This window comes from Pseudomonas yamanorum, assembly GCF_900105735.1.
Classification (GTDB): Bacteria; Pseudomonadota; Gammaproteobacteria; order Pseudomonadales; family Pseudomonadaceae; genus Aquipseudomonas; species Aquipseudomonas yamanorum.
Genome location: NZ_LT629793.1, coordinates 1,417,874 through 1,438,165 on the forward strand (window position 1 = coordinate 1,417,874; position 20,292 = coordinate 1,438,165).

The window sequence follows — 20,292 nt, forward strand, 5'->3', positions numbered from 1 at the left end:
CCCTGGAAGTTTCCAATGTTCAGACTCGCTGCTGCATCCGGCACAACGCATTTAACGCCCGATACCAGCGGTGGAGGTCGATGATAAATGAACACAGGAAAGTAGCCAGACCCACCGATGGATTCCGGCCCCCAGCGTCAATCTGCATCCAGCTGAAGTGGCCGGCTTTCAGGCTGGCTGCGTCCGGTCTCAGCCAGCCGTGCAAGCGACTCGTCCAAGGTTTGAAGCACGCCCCTCAGGTTTTCCCGCAGGGCAGGCAACTGAACCAGTGCAGCCGTAAGCTGTTGCTCCTTGTGACCAACCAACCGCTCACGGTTGCGCACCTGGGCTTCCTCGCTTTCCAGGTAGCGCGCACGCTCATCCATTCGACGCTGCTCTGCCTGGTTTAACACCGAGCACCCCGCCAGATGCTCCTCCCGGGTAGTCAGCGTGCGGGCCAACTGTTCCAGGGACGCTTCTTTTTCGGCAGTTCTCTCGGCACTCCGTTGACTCTCCTGCTCAAGCTCGAGCTTTTCCTGGCGCAGTTCAAGGCGTAGTTGCTCAAGCGCCTCCTCCTGCTTGAGCACGCTGAGCTTTTGCTGTGTCAACTCTTGCGCCACTCGGGAAAGATTGGCCAGCGTATCGTCCACCTCGAACAATGAAGGCGCTTCCTGCAGGACAGGCGGCGACGCCTGGTGGGCGGGTTCAGACAGTGGCGCTACCGGTGCCTGCGGTGGCGCGACGACTACCGGCGCCTCGATGGGCGGCTCGATCAGTGGCTCGGTTATCTCGAACATATCCACGGGTGCCTGTAACTCCGGTTCGGGCACCGGCGGCGCGGGCTCGGAAGGGTCCGCGGCCCTTGGAGGAGAAATCATCCTTGAGGAGAAACGAATAGACGGGACAATCAATGAGTTGCTTTCGATGGCAGGCAAACCGGCCGTCGACGTTCCCAGGGTAATGACCTTCATCACCAGGGATTTCTTGATCGTCAACGAGTGATGATCTTCAGGCCTGGCGGGGGGCAGCTTGCAGCCTTTCAGGTCAATAAAATGATACGGAATCTGAGCTTCGCCGGTGCTTGCGGACTTGGTCCCGGCTGCCGCGGCAAGCGTCAGTATTTGCTTGAAGACATGGGTCGCTGTTTGCAGGTCTTCCTTGGAATCTATCGCGCCCAGAAAGTACCGATCGGACTTTTTGCGCAACGCTGCGATGTATACCCGTGAACTGCCGGGTTCTATCTCTTCATCCAGACTATAGGCAAGGAAGTTCGAAGCGATCTGGGCCACTGCAAAACCACAAAGCAGTGCGCCGTTGACCGGCGCATCATGCCCGGATTGTTCAAGAACAAGGGTACGTAGAAGCAGCATGACGTTCAGGCTCCATTTCAAATTGGCAGAACAAATACACGCCAAATAAACAACGACAATAATTAAAACATCAAAAGCCTCACAATTGTTTCAGCGAGCCATCGCTTGACACGTAGGACTTATCTTATTCATGCGCTACAACGTTTCCAAGACTGCCTATTGAACGTACCATTTTTTAACAATACGACCCTGGACACGCACACAACAAAATATTTCAACTTTTGACTTTTCTAACATTCACAACCTGCCGCTCATGCAGGTTAATCGAGGCCTTGTCTTAACGAGCCTTGCCATAAACATTCAGTAGAAAAGCATAATGATCGAGATAACGAGCCTGACAAAAAAGATGGGCGGGAAAAACATCGTCCACGACTTTTCATTTAATGTCCAACCTCAGGAATGCCTGGGATTATTTGGAAATGATGGTGCGGGGAAAACAACTATCGTCAAAATGATAGCAGGCTCGATTCTCCCCTCTTCAGGGCATGTAAAAGTATTCGGTAACGATATTGTCCTCAATACACTCCAGGCGAAGAAAATCACCGGCTACCAGCCAGAACAATGCCTGAGCCATGGCACAATGAGCGTAAAGGGCTTTCTCAGCTTTATTGCCGACATACGCGGATTCCGCGGCGCAGAAAAGCGCAAGATGATTGACCGCGCGGCCGCACGGCTTGAACTTTGTCGGATACTCAAATACCCCATCGAAACCCTCCCGGCAGGGTTGAAACGCAAAGTAGCCATCGCTCAGGCAATCCTGCATGACCCCCGCCTGCTGTTGCTCGATGAGCCAACGGAAGGTCTGAATGCCGACCAGAAACACAAAGTCAGAATGCTCATCAAGTCGCTGGCCGACGAAATGACGATCATCGTCGCGTCCCGCACGCCCGAAGCGTTGACCGGCATTTGTAATCGGGCGGTGGTCGTCGCCGACGGTCGATTAGTGGCAGACACGTCCTTGCCCGAACTGCAGCGCAGTTCCCGGCATTACCAGGCAGTCACCCTTGCAGCCGACACGCCGCTGGACCTGTTGGCACTGGCGGTATTACCCGGGGTCGCCGGCATCGAGGAAGACCGCGAGACGCCCGGCACAGTGACCGTACTCGCCATGCCGGGGCAAACCATTTACCCCCATATCAACGCACTGATCACCCACCGCCGCTGGAAAATAAATGCCCTGAACCTGGAGCCTGGACGCCTGGATGACGTCATCCATCACATGAGCCAGGAGGCTTCGGTTTGAAACTTCTACCGGTCATCATCAAGCGTCAACTGGCCAGTTACTTTTCCGCGCCCGTCACTTACCTGAGCACTGCAGCTTTCCTGACAGCCGCCGCCGTAGTTGGCTTGCATACAAGCCAACTACTGGAGCAAAACAGCGTTGACTTACATGGATTCTTCCAACTGCATCCTTGGCTTTATTTGCTGTTGACCCCTGTGCTGTCCACACAACTCTGGGCGGATGAGCACACTGCGGGCTCCGTGGACTTCCTGAGCACCCTGCCCATCACGGGTTTCGAGAGAGTAGTCGGGAAGTTTTTGGCGGCCTGGATTACTTCTGGCATTGCCTTGATATTGACCTTTCCCATGGTTGTCACCGTCAATTACTTTGGAAACCCGGACAATGCAGTCATTGCGTCCCAATACTTTGGAAGTTGGTTATTAGCCGGAAGTTACCTATCGGTGGGCGGTTTTATCTGCACACTGACAAACCATCGGATCATCATATTTACGGTCACCCTGTGTTTGCTGCTGGTCGCGAGCGAACTGTCTTCCATTCTTGATGCCATTGAACATCAAGCCCCGATCTGGCTCATCGACCGCATTACTTCCCTCAGTCCGTCAACACGCTTTGACGCCATAGACCAAGGAGTACTGGCGCTTCAAGACAGTTTGTACTTCATCAGCATCATCGTCGCCTTTCTCGCCATGACGACCATTGCCCTGAACGTCAGAAACCGTTGAGAAGGACACGTCACGATGAGAACGCCGTTAAGCGCCAGCATCACTATCATCACCCTACTGTTACTCTTTCTTGCCTTTAACCTGGTGTGGGCACTGAAACTTCCAACTATACGGCTGGATTTTTCAGAGCATAAAATCCATACATTATCCGAACCTGTACGGACACTGCTCGCCTCACTGGAGCGACCGGTTGACCTGTACTTTTTCAACTCAAGCAAACATCCGCAAAAATCCAATGCCGTAAAAAGCTACGGTAAGCGGGTCGAGTGGTTGCTCAAGGAGTATGAAAAAGCGGCAAAGGGCAAAATCAACCTGCACCTCATCGATCCCAAGCCTTTTTCAGAAGACGAATACAAAGCCAGGTTATTGGGGCTCGACGACCAACAAGGATTCTTCGGCCTTGTCGGCACCAGCACGGCTCATGGGCCACATAGCATCCAGGCATTCAGCCTGGACCGGGAGTCGCTGCTGGAATATGAGATCAGCCACCTGCTTCATAAAGTGATCCACCCGGAGCAACCGGTGATAGGCCTGATCTCCACGCTGCCAATGGACGGCGAACGGGATGAGCAAAGCGGCCTGAATACGCCTCCCTGGCAGTCATTGCAGGCGCTGCGCCGCCAATTCAACCTCGTTAGCCTGGAGCCAGGCATCGAAAAAATTCCCGAACACGTCAAAACCTTGATGGTGGTCCATCCCGGCAAACTGCCTGATCCAACCCTGTACGCGATCGATCAGTTTGTATTGGGTGCAGGCAAGTTGATGATGTTTATCGACCCGCTTGCCGGGCTGGATACCAGCGTCACAGCCCCGGAAAACCCCAGACTGGAAGCATTGCTGAGCGCCTGGGGCATCCAGATGCCCGCAAATAAGGTCATCGCCGATCACGACCATGCCACTTCAGTGATCATGACCACAGGCCAGCCCGCCGTGCGCCATCCTGCTGCGTTGACCTTGCCGCGCCCGGCGATGGCACAGGATGACATGAGCACCTGGAAACTCCACAGCGTCAATGTCTTGAGCAGCGGTGCCCTGGCCCCCACCAAGAAGAGCCGTATCACCTTCACTCCGCTGCTGCAAAGCTCCGGGCAAGCGGCCCTGTTTGATGCTGAGCGTTTTGCCCTGCCGGCGCAGTTCGATTCACTGATCAATGAGGCTGCCGCCCGTGGCCAGCAACAGGTCATCGCCGCCCGCATTGAGGGGCCCGCCTACTCTGTTTTTCCTGATGGGATCAGCGGGCGTAAAGCCGGCTTGCAAAAGGCTGCACACATCCATGTCGTGGTGGTCGCGGACACTGATCTGCTCAGCGATCGTGTGGCTGGAATGCTCCACGACAACCACGCGCCGAGTGGCCCCTCGTCAGATAACGCGATGTTTGTCTTGAACACCCTGGATAACCTGGCAGCGCCTGACACCCTGATGAACGTTCGCCCCCGAGTAGGTGGCGGTCGATCGCTGCAGGTATTACAGGCAATGCGCGAAGAGGCGGCACGGGCCTTCCAGGAAAAGTCCGCCGAACGTGCGCAACGCCTGGAGCAAACGGAAAAGGAATGGCAATTGCTGAACCCCCGGACGCTTTCCCTGGGGGCCCAGGCGGTACCTTCCAACACATTGCTGCAAGCACTCAACAGGGAACGCTTGCGAATACCCATGGAGATTCAAGCGCTGAAGGTTCAGTCATATGCCGAGGTTCACGCCTTGGAGCGCAAAGTGAAGCTGCTCAATACCCTGCCTGTACCGCTGATACTGTGCCTGATTGCGTGGGGTATTTTCCTGCGTCGCCGTCGCCAGCATCTGCCTCCTGCGGCGAATCACTGAGGGTTCAACGCCGGGCTATCAGCCCTTGCCGGGCAATCCGGGTCAACTGGCGTATCACTTCGCTCGCGTCGCTGGCACTGGGGGCTTGAATAACGGCCAGGTCAAAGCTGTTGGACGCAAAGCGCGCAAGGGAGTCGCCGTCTTCGACAAACTGAATCAAAAAGGCCGAAGGCCGACCGGTGCGACGTGGCCAACCATCCAGATAACGCAGTAGCGTCGGCTGGTGCTTGCCGCCCAAGAGGATTTTCGGATTGCGTTGGGTAAGGTCCGCGGTGATCGGGGCCAGGCGTATGAGGGGGCGTAGTGCATTCATCGTGTCGTGTCTCTGCCTCAAAAGTCTGCGGGCAGGTGAGAGGCAACACCGAACCAGCGCTTTAGCGGAATTTCGAAGCGGGCCCATGGCTCTGGCTTCTGTCGGGACTGTGATCAGTCACCGGTGGCGCCCCGCAATTAGCTGTTTAAATCGGCGCAAGCAACATCCTAGAGAAGCCTGTAGGGCGGTGTCAAGAATCCCGAGCAACGAAAAGGCCCGCACAAGGCGGGCCTTTAAAGGGAGATTCGCGGTATCAGTGAGTGATGGCCCGGTCGGCAGACAATTTGCCAGCCCCCTCCAACAACACCGCCAGCGTACCGCCCAGCAACGCCAGGGCGAACTCGTAACCGTTGTTGGCCATGAACAAACCGTTATGGATATGCACCGAGAAAATCGCCACCAGGGAGATGATCGACAAGCCCAGAGCCGCAGGACGCGCCAGCAAGCCAATGATCAGCGCCAGACCGGCGAAGAATTCAGTACCGCCGGACAGCACCGCCATCAGGGTACCTGGGGCCAGGCCAATACTTTCCATCCACTGGGCAGTGCCCGCCAGGCCACCACCGCCAAACCAGCCAAAGAGTTTCTGCGAACCGTGGGCGGCGAAGATGATCCCGACAAAAATCCTCAGGATCGTCAGGCCATAGCCAGCGCGGGTGGAGAGGATGCGGGTGATCAATGGGCTCATGCTGATAATCCTTTTCCATGTAGGGGTTGGGTTGGCCGCTATATTAATCAGTTTAAGTAATGATAAAAGCCGATAAAACGGCTAATAACCATCGATTTAATAGATTATTTCCGTGACGCAACTCGCGGCGCTGCCGGCTCCAACGACTCCCGTTCCCGATCAAACGCCAGGTAATACTTGTTCACGCTATTAACATAGCTGACACCGCTCATTCCCACCTGCTCCATGGCAATGCGCTCAACCTGGAAAAACCATTGGTTTGGGTTAAGCCCCCGCCGCCGCGCTTCGGCACGCATTCCCTGGACCCGCTCCGGCCCCATGTTGTAGGCCGCCAGCACAAACGCCATGCGCTCGCGCTCGTTGAGCTTGGGGCTTGAGAAAAACTTGCGCCGGATCATCGCCAGGTACCGCGCGCCGGCCTGCACATTGCTGTCCAGGCTTTCGATGTTATTGATCCCAACCCGCTGGGCCGCCGACGGGGTGATCTGCATCAACCCGGTGGGGCCGCCGCTGCTCCGGGCGCCGGGATCGAGGGCCGATTCCTTGAACGCCAACGCGGCCAGGTTCAGCCAGTCCATGCCTTGTTCTCGGGCATGCTTTTGCAGCACGGGACGCAGTTTTTCCAGGCGCTGGCGGTCAGCACGGGCCAATGGATAACGCACCTGGTACAGGCGGCGATAGATGCGCTGGAACGCCACGTCCTGATCGGACGGCGTGTGGTAAGTCTTGAGGAAACGATCAATGCTGGCCCGCAGCATCGAAGCATCCTGGCGCACAAACCAATATTCTTCGCCCGGCTCACTGATGGCTACCTGCCGGTCAAACCGCAGCTTGGGCAGGATCTTCGCCCAGCGCTCGGCAATCGGTCGCTCGACAATGGTCAGGTGGAAAATCCCGGCCTGGACCATCTCCAGCACGTCTTCCACCGCCAGGCTGGGGTCGACCCACTCCACCTTCACCGGCGGCAACTTGTGCAGCGCCAGCTTCTGGTTGACCTGGTTGATCGCGTCCGACGCAGCGCTGCCGGTGGTCAAGGCCAGCGTGCGCCCGGACAATTGCTCGAGTTTGGTAAACCGCCGCTCACCCTTGAGCCCTACCAGCCACAGCGGCACGTCGCTGGCAATCGGGTCACTGGTGGCAATCTTGTGAGCGGCCTTCATATCCAGTAATTCGCCGGGGGCCACCAGGTCACCCTCACCGCGCGCCAACGCGCCGATCAATTGGTCCTTGGCCTTGGGAATAATCTTGAGGCTGATCTCCTCACCGTCACGGGCGTGGCCGTTGAGGTATTGCTCGAAACCACGCAGGCGGTGGTATTCAACACCGATGGCCTGGCCCTGGACTTCGCCGGAACTGTTACGGCTCTGGTTGACCAGCACTCGCAAGGTGCGGCTGCTGCGGATCTGCGCGAGGTCACGGACCTTGCCGGGCTTGGTGACTTCCAGCGGCCCGTCCAGACGCGCAACCGCGGCCATGGGCAGCAGTAACGTCAGGCACAACATAAGCAACGCCGAGGGTCGGATCATCCGCTCTCCGGAAGAAAGAATACTGCCCATTGCTTCGCGAAAAACGAGGCGTTGGGGGACAGAAACAGAGCGCCATGAGCGCAGGCTTTGGGCGCAAGGGTGGCACGGCAGATGGCGACAAACCAAACACAGTGTTACTTGCGACTTTCAAAGACAGCTTTAACTCGTTGTAGTTCTTGGCTTTTCTTATAAATCTACAGCTCTGATATGCTTTCCGACCGCAGGCGGAGGTAGCACCATGCAACTCATTGATATCGGCGTCAACCTGACGAACCCAAGTTTCGACGAAAAGCACCAGGCCGTTCTCGACCGCGCCTACGCCGCCGGGGTGAGCCAATTGGTGCTCACCGGCACCAGTGTTGACGGCAGTGAACAGGCCCTGGAACTGTGCCAGCAGTTGGACGAAAGCGGCCAACGCCTGTTCGCCACCGCCGGTATCCACCCCCACTCCGCCAGTGACTGGAACGCCGAGAGCGCCAGGCGCCTGCGCGGTCTGCTCAAGGAAAGCCGGGTACGGGCGGTGGGTGAATGCGGGCTGGACTTCAACCGGGATTTCTCGCCGCGCCCTCAGCAGGAAAAAGTCCTTGAAGAACACCTGGCCCTGGCCGTGGAACTGAAACTCCCGGTTTTTCTTCATGAGCGTGACGCCAACCAGCGCCTGTTGGAAATCCTGCGGGACTACCGTGATCACCTGTCAGCCGCCGTGGTGCACTGCTTCACCGGCGAGCAGCGCGCGCTGTTCAGCTACCTCGACCTGGACCTGCACATCGGCATCACCGGCTGGATCTGCGACGAGCGCCGTGGGACGCACCTGCATCCGCTGGTCAGGGAAATTCCCCGTGGTCGTCTGATGCTGGAAAGCGACGCGCCCTACCTGCTGCCCCGCACCTTGCGGCCCAAGCCCAAAAACGGTCGCAACGAACCCGCCTATTTGCCGGAAGTCCTGCGGGAAGTCGCCCTGCACCGTGAAGAAACCGTGGAAGACCTGGCGCAACACAGCACAGCCTGCGCCCGCGCCTTTTTTGGATTGCCTGTGCCGGATTGACGCGGCGCATTGACCCATATCAAAACCTGCCGGGCCGATAGCGGCACAATAATGGCACCTTGCCAATGCTGTTTCCGCTATCAGAGAAAACCTTCCATGGGTGCCTGGCTTAGCAACATCTCACTGAAGTACAAATTCTGGGCCGTGAACGCGGTCGCCTTCATCACCACCCTGTTGCTGGTGCTGTACGCCGTGCAGCTCGAACAACAGGCCCGCAGCCAAGCCTCCCAGGCTTCGGCGCAAGCCCAGGCGCGCTTGCTCAGTGCCTGGCCCGCCGGCCAACCGCTGCCCAAGGGCGAGCACTGGCTGACCTATGCCAAGGGCAAAGTCCCACAACTGGGCGACGAGGATCTGTCAGCCCTGGCCACCGCCAGTGGCTGGGTGGACTTCAATCACATGCCGTTGTTCGGCGAAAACCCGCTGATGGGCGCCGAAGTGATCAGCCGCGCCGACGGTCAGCAGGTCGCCGTGCTGGCCTACGGACCCAGCTTGAGCCAAGTCTTCGAAGACCGTTTCGCCAACTACGCCGTGGCGGTGATGATTCTGATGCTGGCCATGCTCGGCGCCTCACAGCTGCTGATCCGCTTTCTGCTCAGCCAGCTCAATACCTTGAAAGACGTGATGCTGCACGTCGAAAAAACCGGCGACCTCTCGGCCCGCGTGCCCTTGGCTTGTAAAGACGAGGTCGGGCAGATGGCCAGTGCCTTTAACGCGATGCAGGCGGGTTATCAGCGAGTGGTCAACACCGTCGCGCGCACTGCCAAGCAACTGGACGACGGCGCCGCACGCCTGGCCAGCAGCATGAACGAGGTGCAACACGGCATGCTCGGCCAGCAAAGCGAAACCGACCAGGCCGCGACTGCAATCAACGAGATGACCGCCACCGTCTACCACATCGCCCAGCACGCCGGCGCCACCCGCGACCTGTCCCAGACTGCCGACACCCTCGCCGGCAGCGGCCAGGAAGTGGTCAGCCGGGTGCAGCGCTCGATTGCCGGGCTGTCCACGGGTGTGCAGCAGACCGCCGAAATGATCCAGAAACTGGCCGAGGACAGCCAGAAAATCAACAGCGTGGTCGGGGTGATTCACAGCATCGCCGAACAGACCAACCTGCTGGCCCTCAACGCCGCCATTGAAGCCGCCCGCGCCGGCGAAATGGGCCGGGGCTTTGCCGTGGTTGCCGACGAAGTACGCAACCTGGCCAAGCGAGTGCAAAGCTCCACCGATGAAATCACCCGCATGGTGTCCGCCCTGCAAGCCGGCACCCGGGACGCGGTGGATTTTATGCAGGAAAGCTCGTTCAAGGCCGACGACTGTGTGCAGCAGGCGCAAGAGGCCGGGATTGCTCTCGCCGAAATCACCGGCGCCGTGGCGCAGATGCGTGAGAGCAATACGCAAATTGCCGTGGCGGCCGAACAGCAAAGCCATGTGGCCGAGGAAATGAATCGGGCGGTGGTGAGCATCCGTGACGTCACCGAGAACACCGTGCAACAAACCGTGGACTCGGCCACCACCAGCAATGAGCTGGCGACCCTGGCCGGAGAACTGAGCAAGGCCATCGGACAATTGAAGCTGTAAACACTGAAGGGATGGCTATGGCCTCCATAGCCATCCTTGATTCGCCGCCCCGCCCTGCCCGTCCTACACTCTGTTCAAGATGTTTCAACGGACAGAGGAATCACGATCATGGGAAAACGTCATCCAAATCTCCCCGCCTGGCAATGGCGCACCCCCCCTCAGAATCATCAGCATGCAACCAATCAAGTGCTGCAGCTGCTGGCGCTGCCGCTGCTGGTGATCGGCTTTCTGCTGATGGTGTCCGGAGTGTTCAGCGAGAACCTGGCGAGCGTCGCTATCGGGGTTGTCGGCATTGTGGCCGCGCTGGCATTGCAGCATCACGGTCGCAGCCTGGAGGCACGCACCAGCGATGCCTCCGACGATCAACACCTGTTGGTCTGAGGGCTCAGGCGAACACCACCACCGACTGGCGACTGATAGCAATCAACTGGCCGTCGGGGCTCCACAGCTGCGCAGCCGCATGGCCGTAGCCGTCGCGGGCATGCTCGATGTGGACCCGGTATTGACACCAGTCCAGGGTGCTGAGGGTTTGCAACGGCTGGACGAACTCGATGGTCCAGGTCAGGGTGCTGCCCGGTGCTGGTTGGGTCAGGTGCGGTAACACCGAAGGTGGCCATGCGTCGACCAGCGCGAGGATATGCGCTTCGGTCAGGGGCTCTTCTTTCACGTCGCCACGCAAGCGCACCCAGCCGCCCATCTCACGGGATTTATTACCGGTGAATGGCAGCCCGCCGACGCTCCAACGCATCGCCAGGTGCCGCATGAATTCCGGTGTCACCCCTTTGACGTAGGGCAGCTCCTGGCACTCATCCCAGTGTTTGAAGGTGGGCGCGGGTTCAGCGGCGACGTCGATTTGCGACGGCCGCGACGCGCCAAAACTGGCCTGCACCAAAGTCATCGTTTCACCGTTCTGCACCACACGGCCCAGCAACTGGCTGACAGCCTTGCCTTCGCGCAGCACTTCGACTTCGTAGCGGGCAGGCACATCCGGCGCCACGGGGCCGACAAAGGTAATCGCCAGCGAACGCAACGGGCGATCCGCCGGGACCTGCGCACGCAGGGCCTCGTACTCCAACGCCACGACCAGGCCGCCGAACGTGGCACGGCCCTGGGCCCATTCGGCCGGGATCGAAACGTCCAGCGGGTGGTTGCGGGCAGCGTCGAGCAAATCACTAAAGCGCATGGCGATCTCAACTTGAAAAAAAGAATTGAGGGATCTTAACCACCCGGCCTGCGCCATACAGCGCCTATTCCAGCCAAAAGTCCGGACAGATAGGCCGCAGGTTCAAGCGAAGCAGTCGGCGCTCAGTTTATCCAACACACGGTCCGCCTGCCCTTCAGCCTCGGCCATGGTGCGGTGCCAGCCGGATACGCACGGCTGCAAATCAGGTTCGTGCCCGGCTTGCGCCAGCCATTGCCAGCAGTCGTGCCAATCGCCGAGGGCGCCTTGGGCGGCCTTGAGACGGGACACCGCTTTGGGGGGCAGCTTATCCAGCTCGGGATAAGCCTCGGCCGCATAACGCACACGCTTGATCAACAGGCGCAGGCGATGGCGGTCATGGTTGGGATCGTGCAACGCTTCGCCGAGTTTTTTCCATTGCTTGGCCAGGCGTTTTTCAATGCGGGTGCGCAAACCCTTGAGCAATTTCTGCCGTTGGGATGCGCGGATAAAGCGGGGGAATGCTTCGAGGATCAACAGCAGTTGCGCCAGCTCCGGCCCTTGCGCCACCGAGCGGTAGGTGGCTGGCTGCTGCCGTATACGCCGCTCAGCTGCTTCGTGATGGCCATGCTGGTGGAGGTACGCCGCCAACACTTCACGGTCGCGAAACGGCGTGGTCAGTTGGCCCACGCCACTGGCGGCCTGTTCGAGCTGCTCGACACCGGGCAACCCGCGCAATGGCCGCAACAGGCTGCGCAAGCGCCGTACCGTGGTGCGCAGATCGTGCAGGGCCTCGTCGTCCGTGACGGCGGCGAGGCGCGCCTGGCAGCTCAGTAACCCTACTTCCAGGCCGATGACCTGAGCGACTAACTGATCGACCAACGCTGCCATGCCTGTTTCCCCTGTTGAAGATCGGGCGCCTGCTTGGGCAAACGCCACACAACACTATCGACTACCTTTCCTTGGCCCCCTGATCAGGATCAACGTCCTGCGCGCGACTCACGAATATAGAAACGCGCTTTCTCGGCCTTTTCCGAGCAACCTTCAAAGGCTTCGAACTGCTGCTGGGTCTTGGCGCCAGTCAACAACGACAGAGCCTTGGAGTAACTCACGGTGCCGGCAAAACCTTCGGCCTTGGCCAGGTCCAGTTCGTGCCACGCAGCGTCCAGTTGAGTGCCGCAGCTGTCGCGATAAGCAGTTTTCCCGGCACAACCGGCCAGGGCCAACACGATCACAGGTACACACATCCAGGCTTTCATCAAATGACACCTCAAGAAAAGAAAAAACAGTCACAGGTGTAGACGTTGCCTACACCGAAAAGTGCCTTATCCGACTGCCTGAATCCGCAGTGCCGATTGCCAGAGCATACCCGAGCCCAATGGCTCGCTCGCGAAAATATTCGGTTGTGACCGTGATGATTGAAGCCCGACCCTCGATGGGTGCATTGTGGGCACCTGTTTTGCGAAGGATCAGGTCATGAAGAAACGTGTTGCATTGGTGCTGGGCTCCGGTGGCGCTCGGGGCTACGCCCATATCGGCGTGATCGAGGAAATCGAAAAACGCGGCTATGACATCGCCTGCATCGCCGGCTGTTCCATGGGTGCGGTGGTGGGTGGGATCTATGCTGCGGGCAAGCTGGACGAGTACCGAAACTGGATCGAAAGCCTCGATTACCTGGACGTGCTGCGACTGGTCGACGTGAGCTTTCGCCTGGGGGCGATTCGTGGCGAAAAGGTGTTCGGGCAGATCCGCAAGATCGTCGGCGAGATCAATATCGAAGACCTGCGCATCCCCTACACCGCCGTGGCCACCGACCTCACCAACCAGCAGGAAATCTGGTTCCAGGAAGGCTGCCTGCACCAGGCCATGCGCGCTTCGGCGGCAATTCCCAGCCTGTTCACCCCGGTGATGCAGGGCAACCGCATGCTGGTGGACGGCGGCCTGTTGAACCCGCTGCCGATCGTACCGGTGGTGTCCAGCCATTGCGACCTGATCATTGCGGTCAACCTCAACTCTACCAACCAGAAGCAGTACAAGCTTCCAGTGATCCAGCGTCCGCCGGCGTTCAGGAGCCGCTTCGATAACCTGGTGCGTTCACTGGGTTCGCACTTGCCGTTCCGGCGCAAGCAGGCCGAGCAGTTGTTGATGCTGGAACAGGAAGCGCTGCTGGCCCAGGCCGCCGATATCAACCCGTGGCTGGACTCTGCCGAACCCGAGGCGCAACAACCGGCGGCGGCACCGGAAAAGGCCGGGGCGCCAAAGTCGGCGACCGGCTCGTTCATCATCGATAACGTGGGGCCCGCGTCGCTGCTGGACCTGATCAACCAGAGCTTCGAGGTGATGCAGACGTCATTGGCGCAGTACAAGATCGCCGGGTACCCACCGGATATTCTGATCAACGTGCCAAAGCGGGTGTGCCGGTTTTTCGAGTTTTACAAAGCGCCGGAGTTGATCGCGCTGGGCCGGGAGATCGCCAGCGATACCCTGGATCGGTACGAGAGCGAGCAACACTGAGTATTTATGAACCGAGCGTTTGTGGCGAGGGAGCTTGCTCCCGTTGGAGTGCGAAGCGCTCCCAGGATTTTGGGGCTGCTGCGCAGCCCAGCGGGAGCAAGCTCCCTCGCCACAGGTTAAGCACCACCCTTAAGCTTCGGTGTTCAACAACCGATAGCCCACCCCGGCCTCAGTCACGATAAACCGTGGCTGGGTCGGATCATCTACCAGTTTCTGGCGCAGATGGCCCACCACAATCCGCAGGTAATGGCTGTCTTCGGTATGGGTCGGGCCCCAGATATCCTTGAGCAGTTGCTGCTGGGTAATCACCCGCCCGGGATGGCGGGCCAGTTGCGCCAGCACCGCGTATTCCTTGCGGGTCAGCGCCACTTCGACACCGTCCAGCAACACCCGCCGATAGGCCAGGTCTACAGTCAACGGGCCAAAACGCAATGCCGCTTCCTGGGCCTCCCCCGCCGGCGCCTGGCGCAACAATGCCCGCACCCGCGCGAGAAACTCCTGGATGCCAAACGGCTTGGTCACGTAGTCGTTGGCGCCGTTGTCCAGCGCCTCGACCTTTTGCACTTCGCTGGCCCGCACCGACAGCACCAGCACCGGCACCGTGGACCACTCGCGAAACTCGCGCAGCACCTGCTGGCCGTCCATGTCCGGCAGGCCGAGGTCGAGCACCAGCAAGTCCGGTTTACTCAAGGCGGCCTGGGCCAGGCCTTCGTTGCCGGTGCCGGCCTCGATCACTTTGTAGCCCTGGGAGGCCAGGCTGATACGCAAGAACTTGCGGATCTGCGGTTCGTCGTCAATGACCAAAATCGTCGCAGTCTGGCTCATGGTGTCCAATCAAAATCCGTGAAAAAAAGAGGGTAGCTCAAGGTTCGCTTTCCAGGCCAGGCTGGGCCTGCAATGGCAGAAATAAAGTGATGCAGGTGCCGCGGCCTTCGATGCCGTCGGCCACGCTGATATGCCCGCCGTGCGCACCGACCATGCCCTGGCAGATCGCCAGGCCGAGACCGGTACCCTGCCCGCCCCGGTCGCCGCGGGCGGCGGTGTAGAACATGTCGAAAATCTTCGCGCGCTCCGCCTCGGGAATACCCGGACCTTCATCGGCAACGGCAAAGAACAATTGATTACCCTGCGCGCCAGCACTGAGTTGCAGGCGGCCTTGGGGCGGTGAGAAGCGTGCAGCGTTTTCCAGTACGTTGACCAGCGCCTGCTCGATCAAGGCCGCATGCACATACAACAACGGTAGTTCGGGCGGCACGTCGGTGGTCACTTGCAGCGGCGCCAGCACCGCACGCAAACGGCCCAGGGAGCTGCCGACGATGTCGCCGGGCGAGACCCAATCCCGCGCCAGCTTCAGGGCGCCGTGGCCCAGGCGGGTCATGTCCAGCAGGTTCTGGATGTAGCGATCCAGGCGCTCGGCTTCATCACGGGTACCTTCCAGCAATTCCCGGCGATCTTCCAGGGGAATCGCCTCGCCGAGGGCCAGCAGGCTGTCAATGCTGCCACGCATGGAGGTCAGCGGTGTGCGCAAATCGTGAGACACGGAAGCCAGCAAGGCGCTGCGCAATTGCTCGGTTTCGCCGTGCAGACGTGCCGCTTCCAGTTCCTGGCCGAGCTGCGCACGGGCCAGGGCCTGGGCCAATGGCTGGCTCAAGGCGGTGAGCAGACGACGGCGTTGGCCGCTCAATTCGAGCCCAGGTTTTGGGCTGACACCCAGCAGGCCCAACGGGCCTTCTTCACCGGACAACGGCCACCACCACCAGCGCCCGAACGGCAAGGTGCCGGTGCCCATGCCGGCCGGTTGATCGTGCTGCCAGGCCCAATCGGCGGCGGCGCGCTCGGCTTCGGTAAAGGTAATTGGGCCACCTGTCTCGACCTTCCAGTCGCCCTGACCATCACGGTTGAGCAGGCACAATTGCAGGTCACTCCAGCCTTCCAGATGATGCGCGGCGGCACTGATCACCGCCTGCCGATCGGTAGCGGCGGTGAGCTTGCGGGACAGGTCGAGCAGCTCGCTGGTTTCTTCCTGGGTGTCACGCAACGCCTGCAACTGCCGACGCTGGCGCGCGGCCAGGTTGCCGGTGAGCGCGGCCATCAGCAGGAAGAACAACAGCGTCAGCACGTCCTCTTCACGCTGGATCGCAAAGGAAAAACTAGGCGGGATAAACAGGAAGTCGTAGGTCAAAAACGAGAGTGCCGCCGTGGCCAGCGCCGGGCCCAGGCTGCTGCGCACCGCCACCAGCAATACCGCCGCGAGGAACACCAGCGAGATATTGGGCAACGGCAGAACGCTCGATACTCCCCACGCCACGGCAGCGGCGATGACCGTCGCGACCACCGCCAGGGCATAGTCAAACCACACCAGCCCACGCACATCCGGCAGGCGCGGAGGGGCCGGAACTTCGTCGCTGTCGAGGACGTTGATTTCCAGGCCCCGGGCATTGCGCAGCAGGCGTGCCGCCAAGCCGCCACCAAACAGATTGCGCCGCCAGCGCGGCCGGGACTGCCCCACCAGAATCAAGCTGGCGCGACGCTCGGCGGCGTGCTGGATCAGGGTCTTGGCCACCTCCCCCGCTCGCAGCAACACCACTTCACCGCCAAGACGCTCGGCCAGTTGCTGGGCGTTTTGCAGACGCAGGCGCGATTGTTCATCCCGTACCCGGCCGTTATCCACATGCACCAGGCTCCACGGCAAATGCCGACGCTGGGCTACGCGGCTGGCATGACGCACCAGGCGTTCGGCCTGGGCATCGCCATCCACGCCCACCAACAACCGGCCACGCACGGCGGGCGCGGCTTGGCCCAATTGGCGATAACCCTGGGCCAAGTCATCGTCGACATGGGCCGCCGCGGTTTGCATCGCCAGCTCGCGCAGGGCCATGAGGTTGGTCTGGGTGAAGAACGCATCGATAGCGGCGCGAGCCTGTTCCGGCACGTAGACCTTGCCGTCCCGCAGACGCTCCAGCAGCTCGCGGGATGGCAGGTCGATCAGCAGCAGTTCGTCGGCTTCCTGCAAGACCCAGTCGGGCAAGGTCTCGCGCACTTGTACGCCGGTGATGCCGCGCACCTGGTCGTTGAGGCTTTCCAGGTGCTGGACGTTGACCGTGGTGAAAACGTTGATGCCGGCGGCGAGCAATTCCTGAATGTCTTGCCAGCGTTTTTCGTGGCGGCTGCCGGGGGCGTTGCTGTGGGCCAGTTCGTCCACCAGCACCAGTTTGGGCTTGGCGGCGAGCAGGCCGTCGAGGTCCATTTCCTCCAGCATCACGCCGCGGTATTCGGAACGCAGCAGCGGCTGTTGTGGCAAGCCGCTGAGCAAGGCTTCGGTCTCGGCGCGGCCGTGGGTTTCCACCACCCCGGCAATCAGCCGCACGCCCTGGCGCAGCTGGGTGTGGGCGGCCTGGAGCATGGCGTAGGTCTTGCCCACGCCGGGGGCGGCGCCGAGGAAGACTTTGAGCCGGCCACGGCCGTCCCGGGGTAGATCGGCTAACAGGGCATCGGCGCGGCCGGAGTCGCTCATGCGGGCGGTCTTCCTTCAGGTGTTGATGTGGGTTTCTTGAGTCCGCCTTCGCGAGCAAGCCCGCTCCCACATTTGACCGCATTCCAAAGGTGAAACTCAGTCGAATGTGGGAGCGGGCTTGCTCGCGAAAGCGGCGCCACGGCTTACAGTTTTTCCAGGGCCATATTCAACGCCAGCACGTTCACCACCGGCGGCCCCACCAACGGGCTTTCGATGTGCTCGTCCATCAAGCGCTCCAGGGTCGCCACCGGCAGATTACGTGCGGCGGCTACCCGGGCCAGTTGATAGGCAATCGCCTGCGGTGGCAAGTGTGGATCAAGACCGCTGCCGGAGGTAGTCAGCAATGCCATCGGCACTGGGCCCTGGTCTGGCACCAGCAGTTTCTTGGCATCGTCAAATACACGAGTGGCCAGCGCTGGGTTGCTTGGGCCGAGGTTGCTGGCGCTGCTGGAAACCGTAGCAAACGCACCGGCAGATGGCCGCGGGTGGAACCAGCCGTCACCGGTGAAATCCTGGGCGATCAGGCTCGAACCGCGAACCTTGCCGCTGGCATCGTGTACCAGGCTGCCGTTGGCTTGGTCAGGGAACGCGACTTGCGCCACGCCAGTGACAACCAGGGGATAGGCCACGCCGGTGATCAGGGTCATCAACACCAGCAGGCTCAGGGCCGGGCGGATTATGTTGGACATTTCAAATTCCTCGATTCGGTTATTGCAACCTGCAGGCACCGGTTTGCCGGCGCCTGCAGGCATCGGGTCAAACCAGGTGCAGCGCGGTCAACAGCATGTCGATCGCCTTGATGCCCACAAACGGCACCAGAATTCCGCCCAGGCCGTAGATCAGCAGGTTGCGACGCAGCAACGCGGCCGCACTCGCCGCCTGTACGCGCACACCGCGCAGTGCCAGCGGGATCAGCACCACGATGATCAGGGCGTTGAACACAATGGCCGAGAGGATCGCGCTCTGCGGGCTTTGCAGGTGCATCACGTTGAGCACACCCAGTTGCGGGTAGATCGAGGCGAACAGCGCCGGCAGGATCGCGAAGTACTTGGCCACGTCGTTGGCAATAGAGAACGTCGTCAGCGCACCGCGGGTCACCAGCAATTCCTTGCCGATCTGCACCACGTCCAGCAGCTTGGTCGGGTCGCTGTCGAGGTCGACCATGTTGGCCGCTTCACGGGCAGCTTGAGTGCCGTCGTTCATTGCCATGCCGACGTCAGCCTGGGCCAGCGCCGGGGCGTCGTTGGCGCCGTCGCCGCACATCGCAACCAGGCGGCCGTCGTTCTGTTCGTGACGAATACGCGCCAGCTTTTTCTCCGGCGTGGCTTCGGCGAGCACGTCATCCACGCCGGCTTCAGCGGCAATCGCGGCGGCGGTCAGCGGGTTATCGCCAGTCACCATCACGGTGCGGATCCCCAGCTTGCGCAACTCGGCGAAACGTTCACGAATGCCTGGCTTGACCACGTCCTTGAGGTGAATGGCGCCGAGCAATTTGCCGTCGGCACACACCAGCAAAGGCGTGCCGCCGCTCTGGGCGATCTTGTCGATTTCCCGGGAGAGCGCCGGTTGCAGGTCGCGGCGTTGCAGGCCGATAAAGGCCAGCAGCGAATCCACGGCGCCTTTGCGGAACACACGGCCCTGGTAGTCGACGCCGGACAAGCGGGTTTCGGCGCTGAACGGTACCGAGGTCAACTCATCCGTCGACGGCTCGGCTTGCGGGTGCAGGCCACGCAGGTATTCGACGATGGATTTACCCTCGGCCGTGTCGTCCGCCAGGGACGCCAGCAGCGCGCCTTCGGCCAGTTCCTTGCCGCTGACACCGGGCGCGGCGATCACGTTGGTGCAGCGACGGTTACCAAAGGTGATGGTGCCGGTCTTGTCCAGCAGCAGTACGTGCACGTCCCCCGCCGCTTCCACCGCGCGACCGGATTTGGCGATCACGTTGAGGCGCACCAGGCGGTCCATACCGGCAATACCGATGGCCGACAACAGGCCGCCGATGGTGGTCGGAATCAGCGTGACCAACAGCGCCACCAGGAACACCAGCGGCAGGTTGCCATTGGCGAAGTGGGCGAACGGCTGCAGGGTCACCACTACCAGCAGGAAGATCAGCGTCAGGCCGATCAGCAGGATATCCAACGCGATTTCGTTGGGGGTTTTCTGGCGTTTGGCGCCTTCCACCAGGGCAATCATGCGGTCCAGGGTCGACTCACCCGGGTTGGCGGTGATGCGGATCATCAACCAGTCCGAGACCAGGCGGGTGTTGCCGGTGACGGCCGAGCGGTCGCCGCCGGATTCACGGATGACCGGGGCCGATTCACCGGTGATGGCCGCTTCGTTGACCGCGGCAATACCTTCGATGACTTCGCCGTCACCCGGGATCATTTCCCCGGCGACCACACGTACCACATCGCCTTTACGCAAGCTGGTGGCCGGCACGACTTTGAAGCTGCCGTCGGTTTCCTTGCGGCGGGCGCTGAGGCCCTCGCTGCCCGCCTTGAGGCTGTCGGCACGGGCTTTGCCGCGACCTTCAGCCAAGGCTTCGGCGAAGTTGGCGAACAGCACGGTGAACCACAGCCATACAGCAATTTGCACGGCAACGTAGGTCGGTACGGCAACATCCGGCACGAAGCACAGGATGGTGGTGAGGATCGCGGTCAGTTCGACCACCAGCATCACCGGCGAACGTTGCAGCTGGCGCGGGTCCAGCTTGACGAACGCCTGGACCAGCGCCGGGCGCCACAGGGCCGACATTGCGGTCTTGGCCGGCTCCTGGGTTTTCACCGGAGCCGCGTTTTTTGCAGGCATATTCATTTTCATATC

17 protein-coding genes and 1 pseudogene are annotated in these 20,292 nt (G+C 60.5%); 7 read left to right on the plus strand and 11 right to left on the minus strand.

What is annotated here, in order from left to right; translation table 11 throughout:
- Nucleotides 1–137: 137 nt before the first annotated feature.
- Complete coding sequence (locus tag BLU46_RS06975) at nucleotides 138–1,349, minus strand: hypothetical protein (protein ID WP_093200152.1); 1,212 nt, start codon at nucleotides 1,347–1,349, stop codon at nucleotides 138–140.
- Between the two features lie 316 nt (nucleotides 1,350–1,665).
- On the opposite strand from BLU46_RS06975, the gene BLU46_RS06980 reads away from it, so the two are divergent.
- The 3 genes from BLU46_RS06980 to BLU46_RS06990 are packed head-to-tail and all read left to right on the plus strand — an operon-like array spanning nucleotide 1,666 to nucleotide 5,132.
- The gene (locus BLU46_RS06980) at nucleotides 1,666–2,592 is read left to right on the plus strand and encodes an ABC transporter ATP-binding protein (RefSeq protein WP_093200155.1); all 927 of its coding nucleotides are present in this window, start codon (nucleotides 1,666–1,668) and stop codon (nucleotides 2,590–2,592) included.
- A complete protein-coding gene (locus BLU46_RS06985) occupies nucleotides 2,589–3,314 on the plus strand; it encodes an ABC transporter permease (protein WP_093200157.1) in 726 nt (241 codons plus the stop codon). Before BLU46_RS06980 ends, BLU46_RS06985 begins: the two co-directional genes overlap by 4 nt.
- A gap of 15 nt (nucleotides 3,315–3,329) precedes the next feature.
- The gene (locus BLU46_RS06990) at nucleotides 3,330–5,132 is read left to right on the plus strand and encodes a Gldg family protein (RefSeq protein ID WP_093200159.1); all 1,803 of its coding nucleotides are present in this window, start codon (nucleotides 3,330–3,332) and stop codon (nucleotides 5,130–5,132) included.
- A 4-nt stretch (nucleotides 5,133–5,136) separates the two neighbouring features.
- Here BLU46_RS06990 and BLU46_RS06995 read toward each other — a convergent pair whose 3' ends face one another.
- The 3 genes from BLU46_RS06995 to BLU46_RS07005 all read right to left on the minus strand — a co-directional run bounded on the left by BLU46_RS06995 (nucleotide 5,137) and on the right by BLU46_RS07005 (nucleotide 7,659).
- Nucleotides 5,137–5,445, minus strand: coding sequence for a hypothetical protein (locus tag BLU46_RS06995; RefSeq protein ID WP_063032110.1), 309 nt, complete (start codon nucleotides 5,443–5,445; stop codon nucleotides 5,137–5,139).
- Nucleotides 5,446–5,698: 253 nt separating this feature from the next.
- On the minus strand, nucleotides 5,699–6,133 hold the full coding sequence (locus BLU46_RS07000; protein ID WP_063032112.1) for a DoxX family protein: 435 nt from the start codon (nucleotides 6,131–6,133) through the stop codon (nucleotides 5,699–5,701).
- A 104-nt stretch (nucleotides 6,134–6,237) separates the two neighbouring features.
- Complete coding sequence (locus BLU46_RS07005) at nucleotides 6,238–7,659, minus strand: MltF family protein (RefSeq protein ID WP_093200161.1); 1,422 nt, start codon at nucleotides 7,657–7,659, stop codon at nucleotides 6,238–6,240.
- 238 nt (nucleotides 7,660–7,897) lie between these two features.
- Between BLU46_RS07005 and BLU46_RS07010 the strand changes: the two genes are divergently transcribed.
- The 3 genes and pseudogenes from BLU46_RS07010 to BLU46_RS07020 all read left to right on the plus strand — a co-directional run.
- Entirely contained in the window at nucleotides 7,898–8,704 is an 807-nt protein-coding gene (locus tag BLU46_RS07010; RefSeq protein ID WP_003218739.1) for a TatD family hydrolase, read from the plus strand.
- A gap of 96 nt (nucleotides 8,705–8,800) precedes the next feature.
- A complete protein-coding gene (locus tag BLU46_RS07015) occupies nucleotides 8,801–10,282 on the plus strand; it encodes a methyl-accepting chemotaxis protein (RefSeq protein WP_063032116.1) in 1,482 nt (493 codons plus the stop codon).
- 108 nt (nucleotides 10,283–10,390) lie between these two features.
- Nucleotides 10,391–10,648: pseudogene (locus tag BLU46_RS07020) on the plus strand (terminase); the annotation flags it as partial.
- A 19-nt stretch (nucleotides 10,649–10,667) separates the two neighbouring features.
- On the opposite strand, the gene BLU46_RS07025 reads toward BLU46_RS07020, so the two are convergent.
- The 3 genes from BLU46_RS07025 to BLU46_RS07035 all read right to left on the minus strand — a co-directional run bounded on the left by BLU46_RS07025 (nucleotide 10,668) and on the right by BLU46_RS07035 (nucleotide 12,700).
- Entirely contained in the window at nucleotides 10,668–11,465 is a 798-nt protein-coding gene (locus BLU46_RS07025; protein ID WP_093200166.1) for an acyl-CoA thioesterase, read from the minus strand.
- Nucleotides 11,466–11,567: 102 nt separating this feature from the next.
- Nucleotides 11,568–12,332 carry a CHAD domain-containing protein gene (locus tag BLU46_RS07030; RefSeq protein WP_093200170.1) on the minus strand — a complete coding sequence of 255 codons (765 nt, stop codon included), beginning with the start codon at nucleotides 12,330–12,332 and terminating at the stop codon, nucleotides 11,568–11,570.
- Nucleotides 12,333–12,421: 89 nt separating this feature from the next.
- Nucleotides 12,422–12,700, minus strand: coding sequence for a hypothetical protein (locus BLU46_RS07035; protein ID WP_017477350.1), 279 nt, complete (start codon nucleotides 12,698–12,700; stop codon nucleotides 12,422–12,424).
- A 217-nt stretch (nucleotides 12,701–12,917) separates the two neighbouring features.
- On the opposite strand from BLU46_RS07035, the gene BLU46_RS07040 reads away from it, so the two are divergent.
- Nucleotides 12,918–13,955 carry a patatin-like phospholipase family protein gene (locus BLU46_RS07040; RefSeq protein ID WP_063032122.1) on the plus strand — a complete coding sequence of 346 codons (1,038 nt, stop codon included), beginning with the start codon at nucleotides 12,918–12,920 and terminating at the stop codon, nucleotides 13,953–13,955.
- A 129-nt stretch (nucleotides 13,956–14,084) separates the two neighbouring features.
- Here BLU46_RS07040 and BLU46_RS07045 read toward each other — a convergent pair whose 3' ends face one another.
- From BLU46_RS07045 to kdpB, 4 genes are all read right to left on the minus strand, one after another.
- A complete protein-coding gene (locus BLU46_RS07045) occupies nucleotides 14,085–14,780 on the minus strand; it encodes a response regulator (protein ID WP_017477348.1) in 696 nt (231 codons plus the stop codon).
- A gap of 37 nt (nucleotides 14,781–14,817) precedes the next feature.
- Complete coding sequence (locus BLU46_RS07050; protein WP_093200173.1) at nucleotides 14,818–17,469, minus strand: sensor histidine kinase; 2,652 nt, start codon at nucleotides 17,467–17,469, stop codon at nucleotides 14,818–14,820.
- Between the two features lie 143 nt (nucleotides 17,470–17,612).
- Entirely contained in the window at nucleotides 17,613–18,158 is a 546-nt protein-coding gene (kdpC, locus tag BLU46_RS07055) for a potassium-transporting ATPase subunit KdpC (protein WP_017477346.1), read from the minus strand.
- 67 nt (nucleotides 18,159–18,225) lie between these two features.
- On the minus strand, nucleotides 18,226–20,283 hold the full coding sequence (kdpB, locus tag BLU46_RS07060; protein WP_172834526.1) for a potassium-transporting ATPase subunit KdpB: 2,058 nt from the start codon (nucleotides 20,281–20,283) through the stop codon (nucleotides 18,226–18,228).
- Nucleotides 20,284–20,292 lie beyond the last annotated feature (9 nt).

Coding starts and splice junctions, on each gene's coding strand:
- BLU46_RS07015 (WP_063032116.1), top strand. CDS start 8,801: ATGGGTGCCTGGCTTAGCAACATCTCACTGAAGTACAAATTCTGGGCC.
- BLU46_RS07025 (WP_093200166.1), bottom strand. CDS start 11,465: ATGCGCTTTAGTGATTTGCTCGACGCTGCCCGCAACCACCCGCTGGAC.
- kdpB (WP_172834526.1), bottom strand. CDS start 20,283: ATGAATATGCCTGCAAAAAACGCGGCTCCGGTGAAAACCCAGGAGCCG.
- BLU46_RS07035 (WP_017477350.1), bottom strand. CDS start 12,700: ATGAAAGCCTGGATGTGTGTACCTGTGATCGTGTTGGCCCTGGCCGGT.
- BLU46_RS07030 (WP_093200170.1), bottom strand. CDS start 12,332: ATGGCAGCGTTGGTCGATCAGTTAGTCGCTCAGGTCATCGGCCTGGAA.
- BLU46_RS07045 (WP_017477348.1), bottom strand. CDS start 14,780: ATGAGCCAGACTGCGACGATTTTGGTCATTGACGACGAACCGCAGATC.
- BLU46_RS07005 (WP_093200161.1), bottom strand. CDS start 7,659: ATGATCCGACCCTCGGCGTTGCTTATGTTGTGCCTGACGTTACTGCTG.
- BLU46_RS07000 (WP_063032112.1), bottom strand. CDS start 6,133: ATGAGCCCATTGATCACCCGCATCCTCTCCACCCGCGCTGGCTATGGC.
- BLU46_RS06990 (WP_093200159.1), top strand. CDS start 3,330: ATGAGAACGCCGTTAAGCGCCAGCATCACTATCATCACCCTACTGTTA.
- BLU46_RS07040 (WP_063032122.1), top strand. CDS start 12,918: ATGAAGAAACGTGTTGCATTGGTGCTGGGCTCCGGTGGCGCTCGGGGC.
- BLU46_RS06975 (WP_093200152.1), bottom strand. CDS start 1,349: ATGCTGCTTCTACGTACCCTTGTTCTTGAACAATCCGGGCATGATGCG.
- BLU46_RS07010 (WP_003218739.1), top strand. CDS start 7,898: ATGCAACTCATTGATATCGGCGTCAACCTGACGAACCCAAGTTTCGAC.
- kdpC (WP_017477346.1), bottom strand. CDS start 18,158: ATGTCCAACATAATCCGCCCGGCCCTGAGCCTGCTGGTGTTGATGACC.
- BLU46_RS06995 (WP_063032110.1), bottom strand. CDS start 5,445: ATGAATGCACTACGCCCCCTCATACGCCTGGCCCCGATCACCGCGGAC.
- BLU46_RS07050 (WP_093200173.1), bottom strand. CDS start 17,469: ATGAGCGACTCCGGCCGCGCCGATGCCCTGTTAGCCGATCTACCCCGG.
- BLU46_RS06980 (WP_093200155.1), top strand. CDS start 1,666: ATGATCGAGATAACGAGCCTGACAAAAAAGATGGGCGGGAAAAACATC.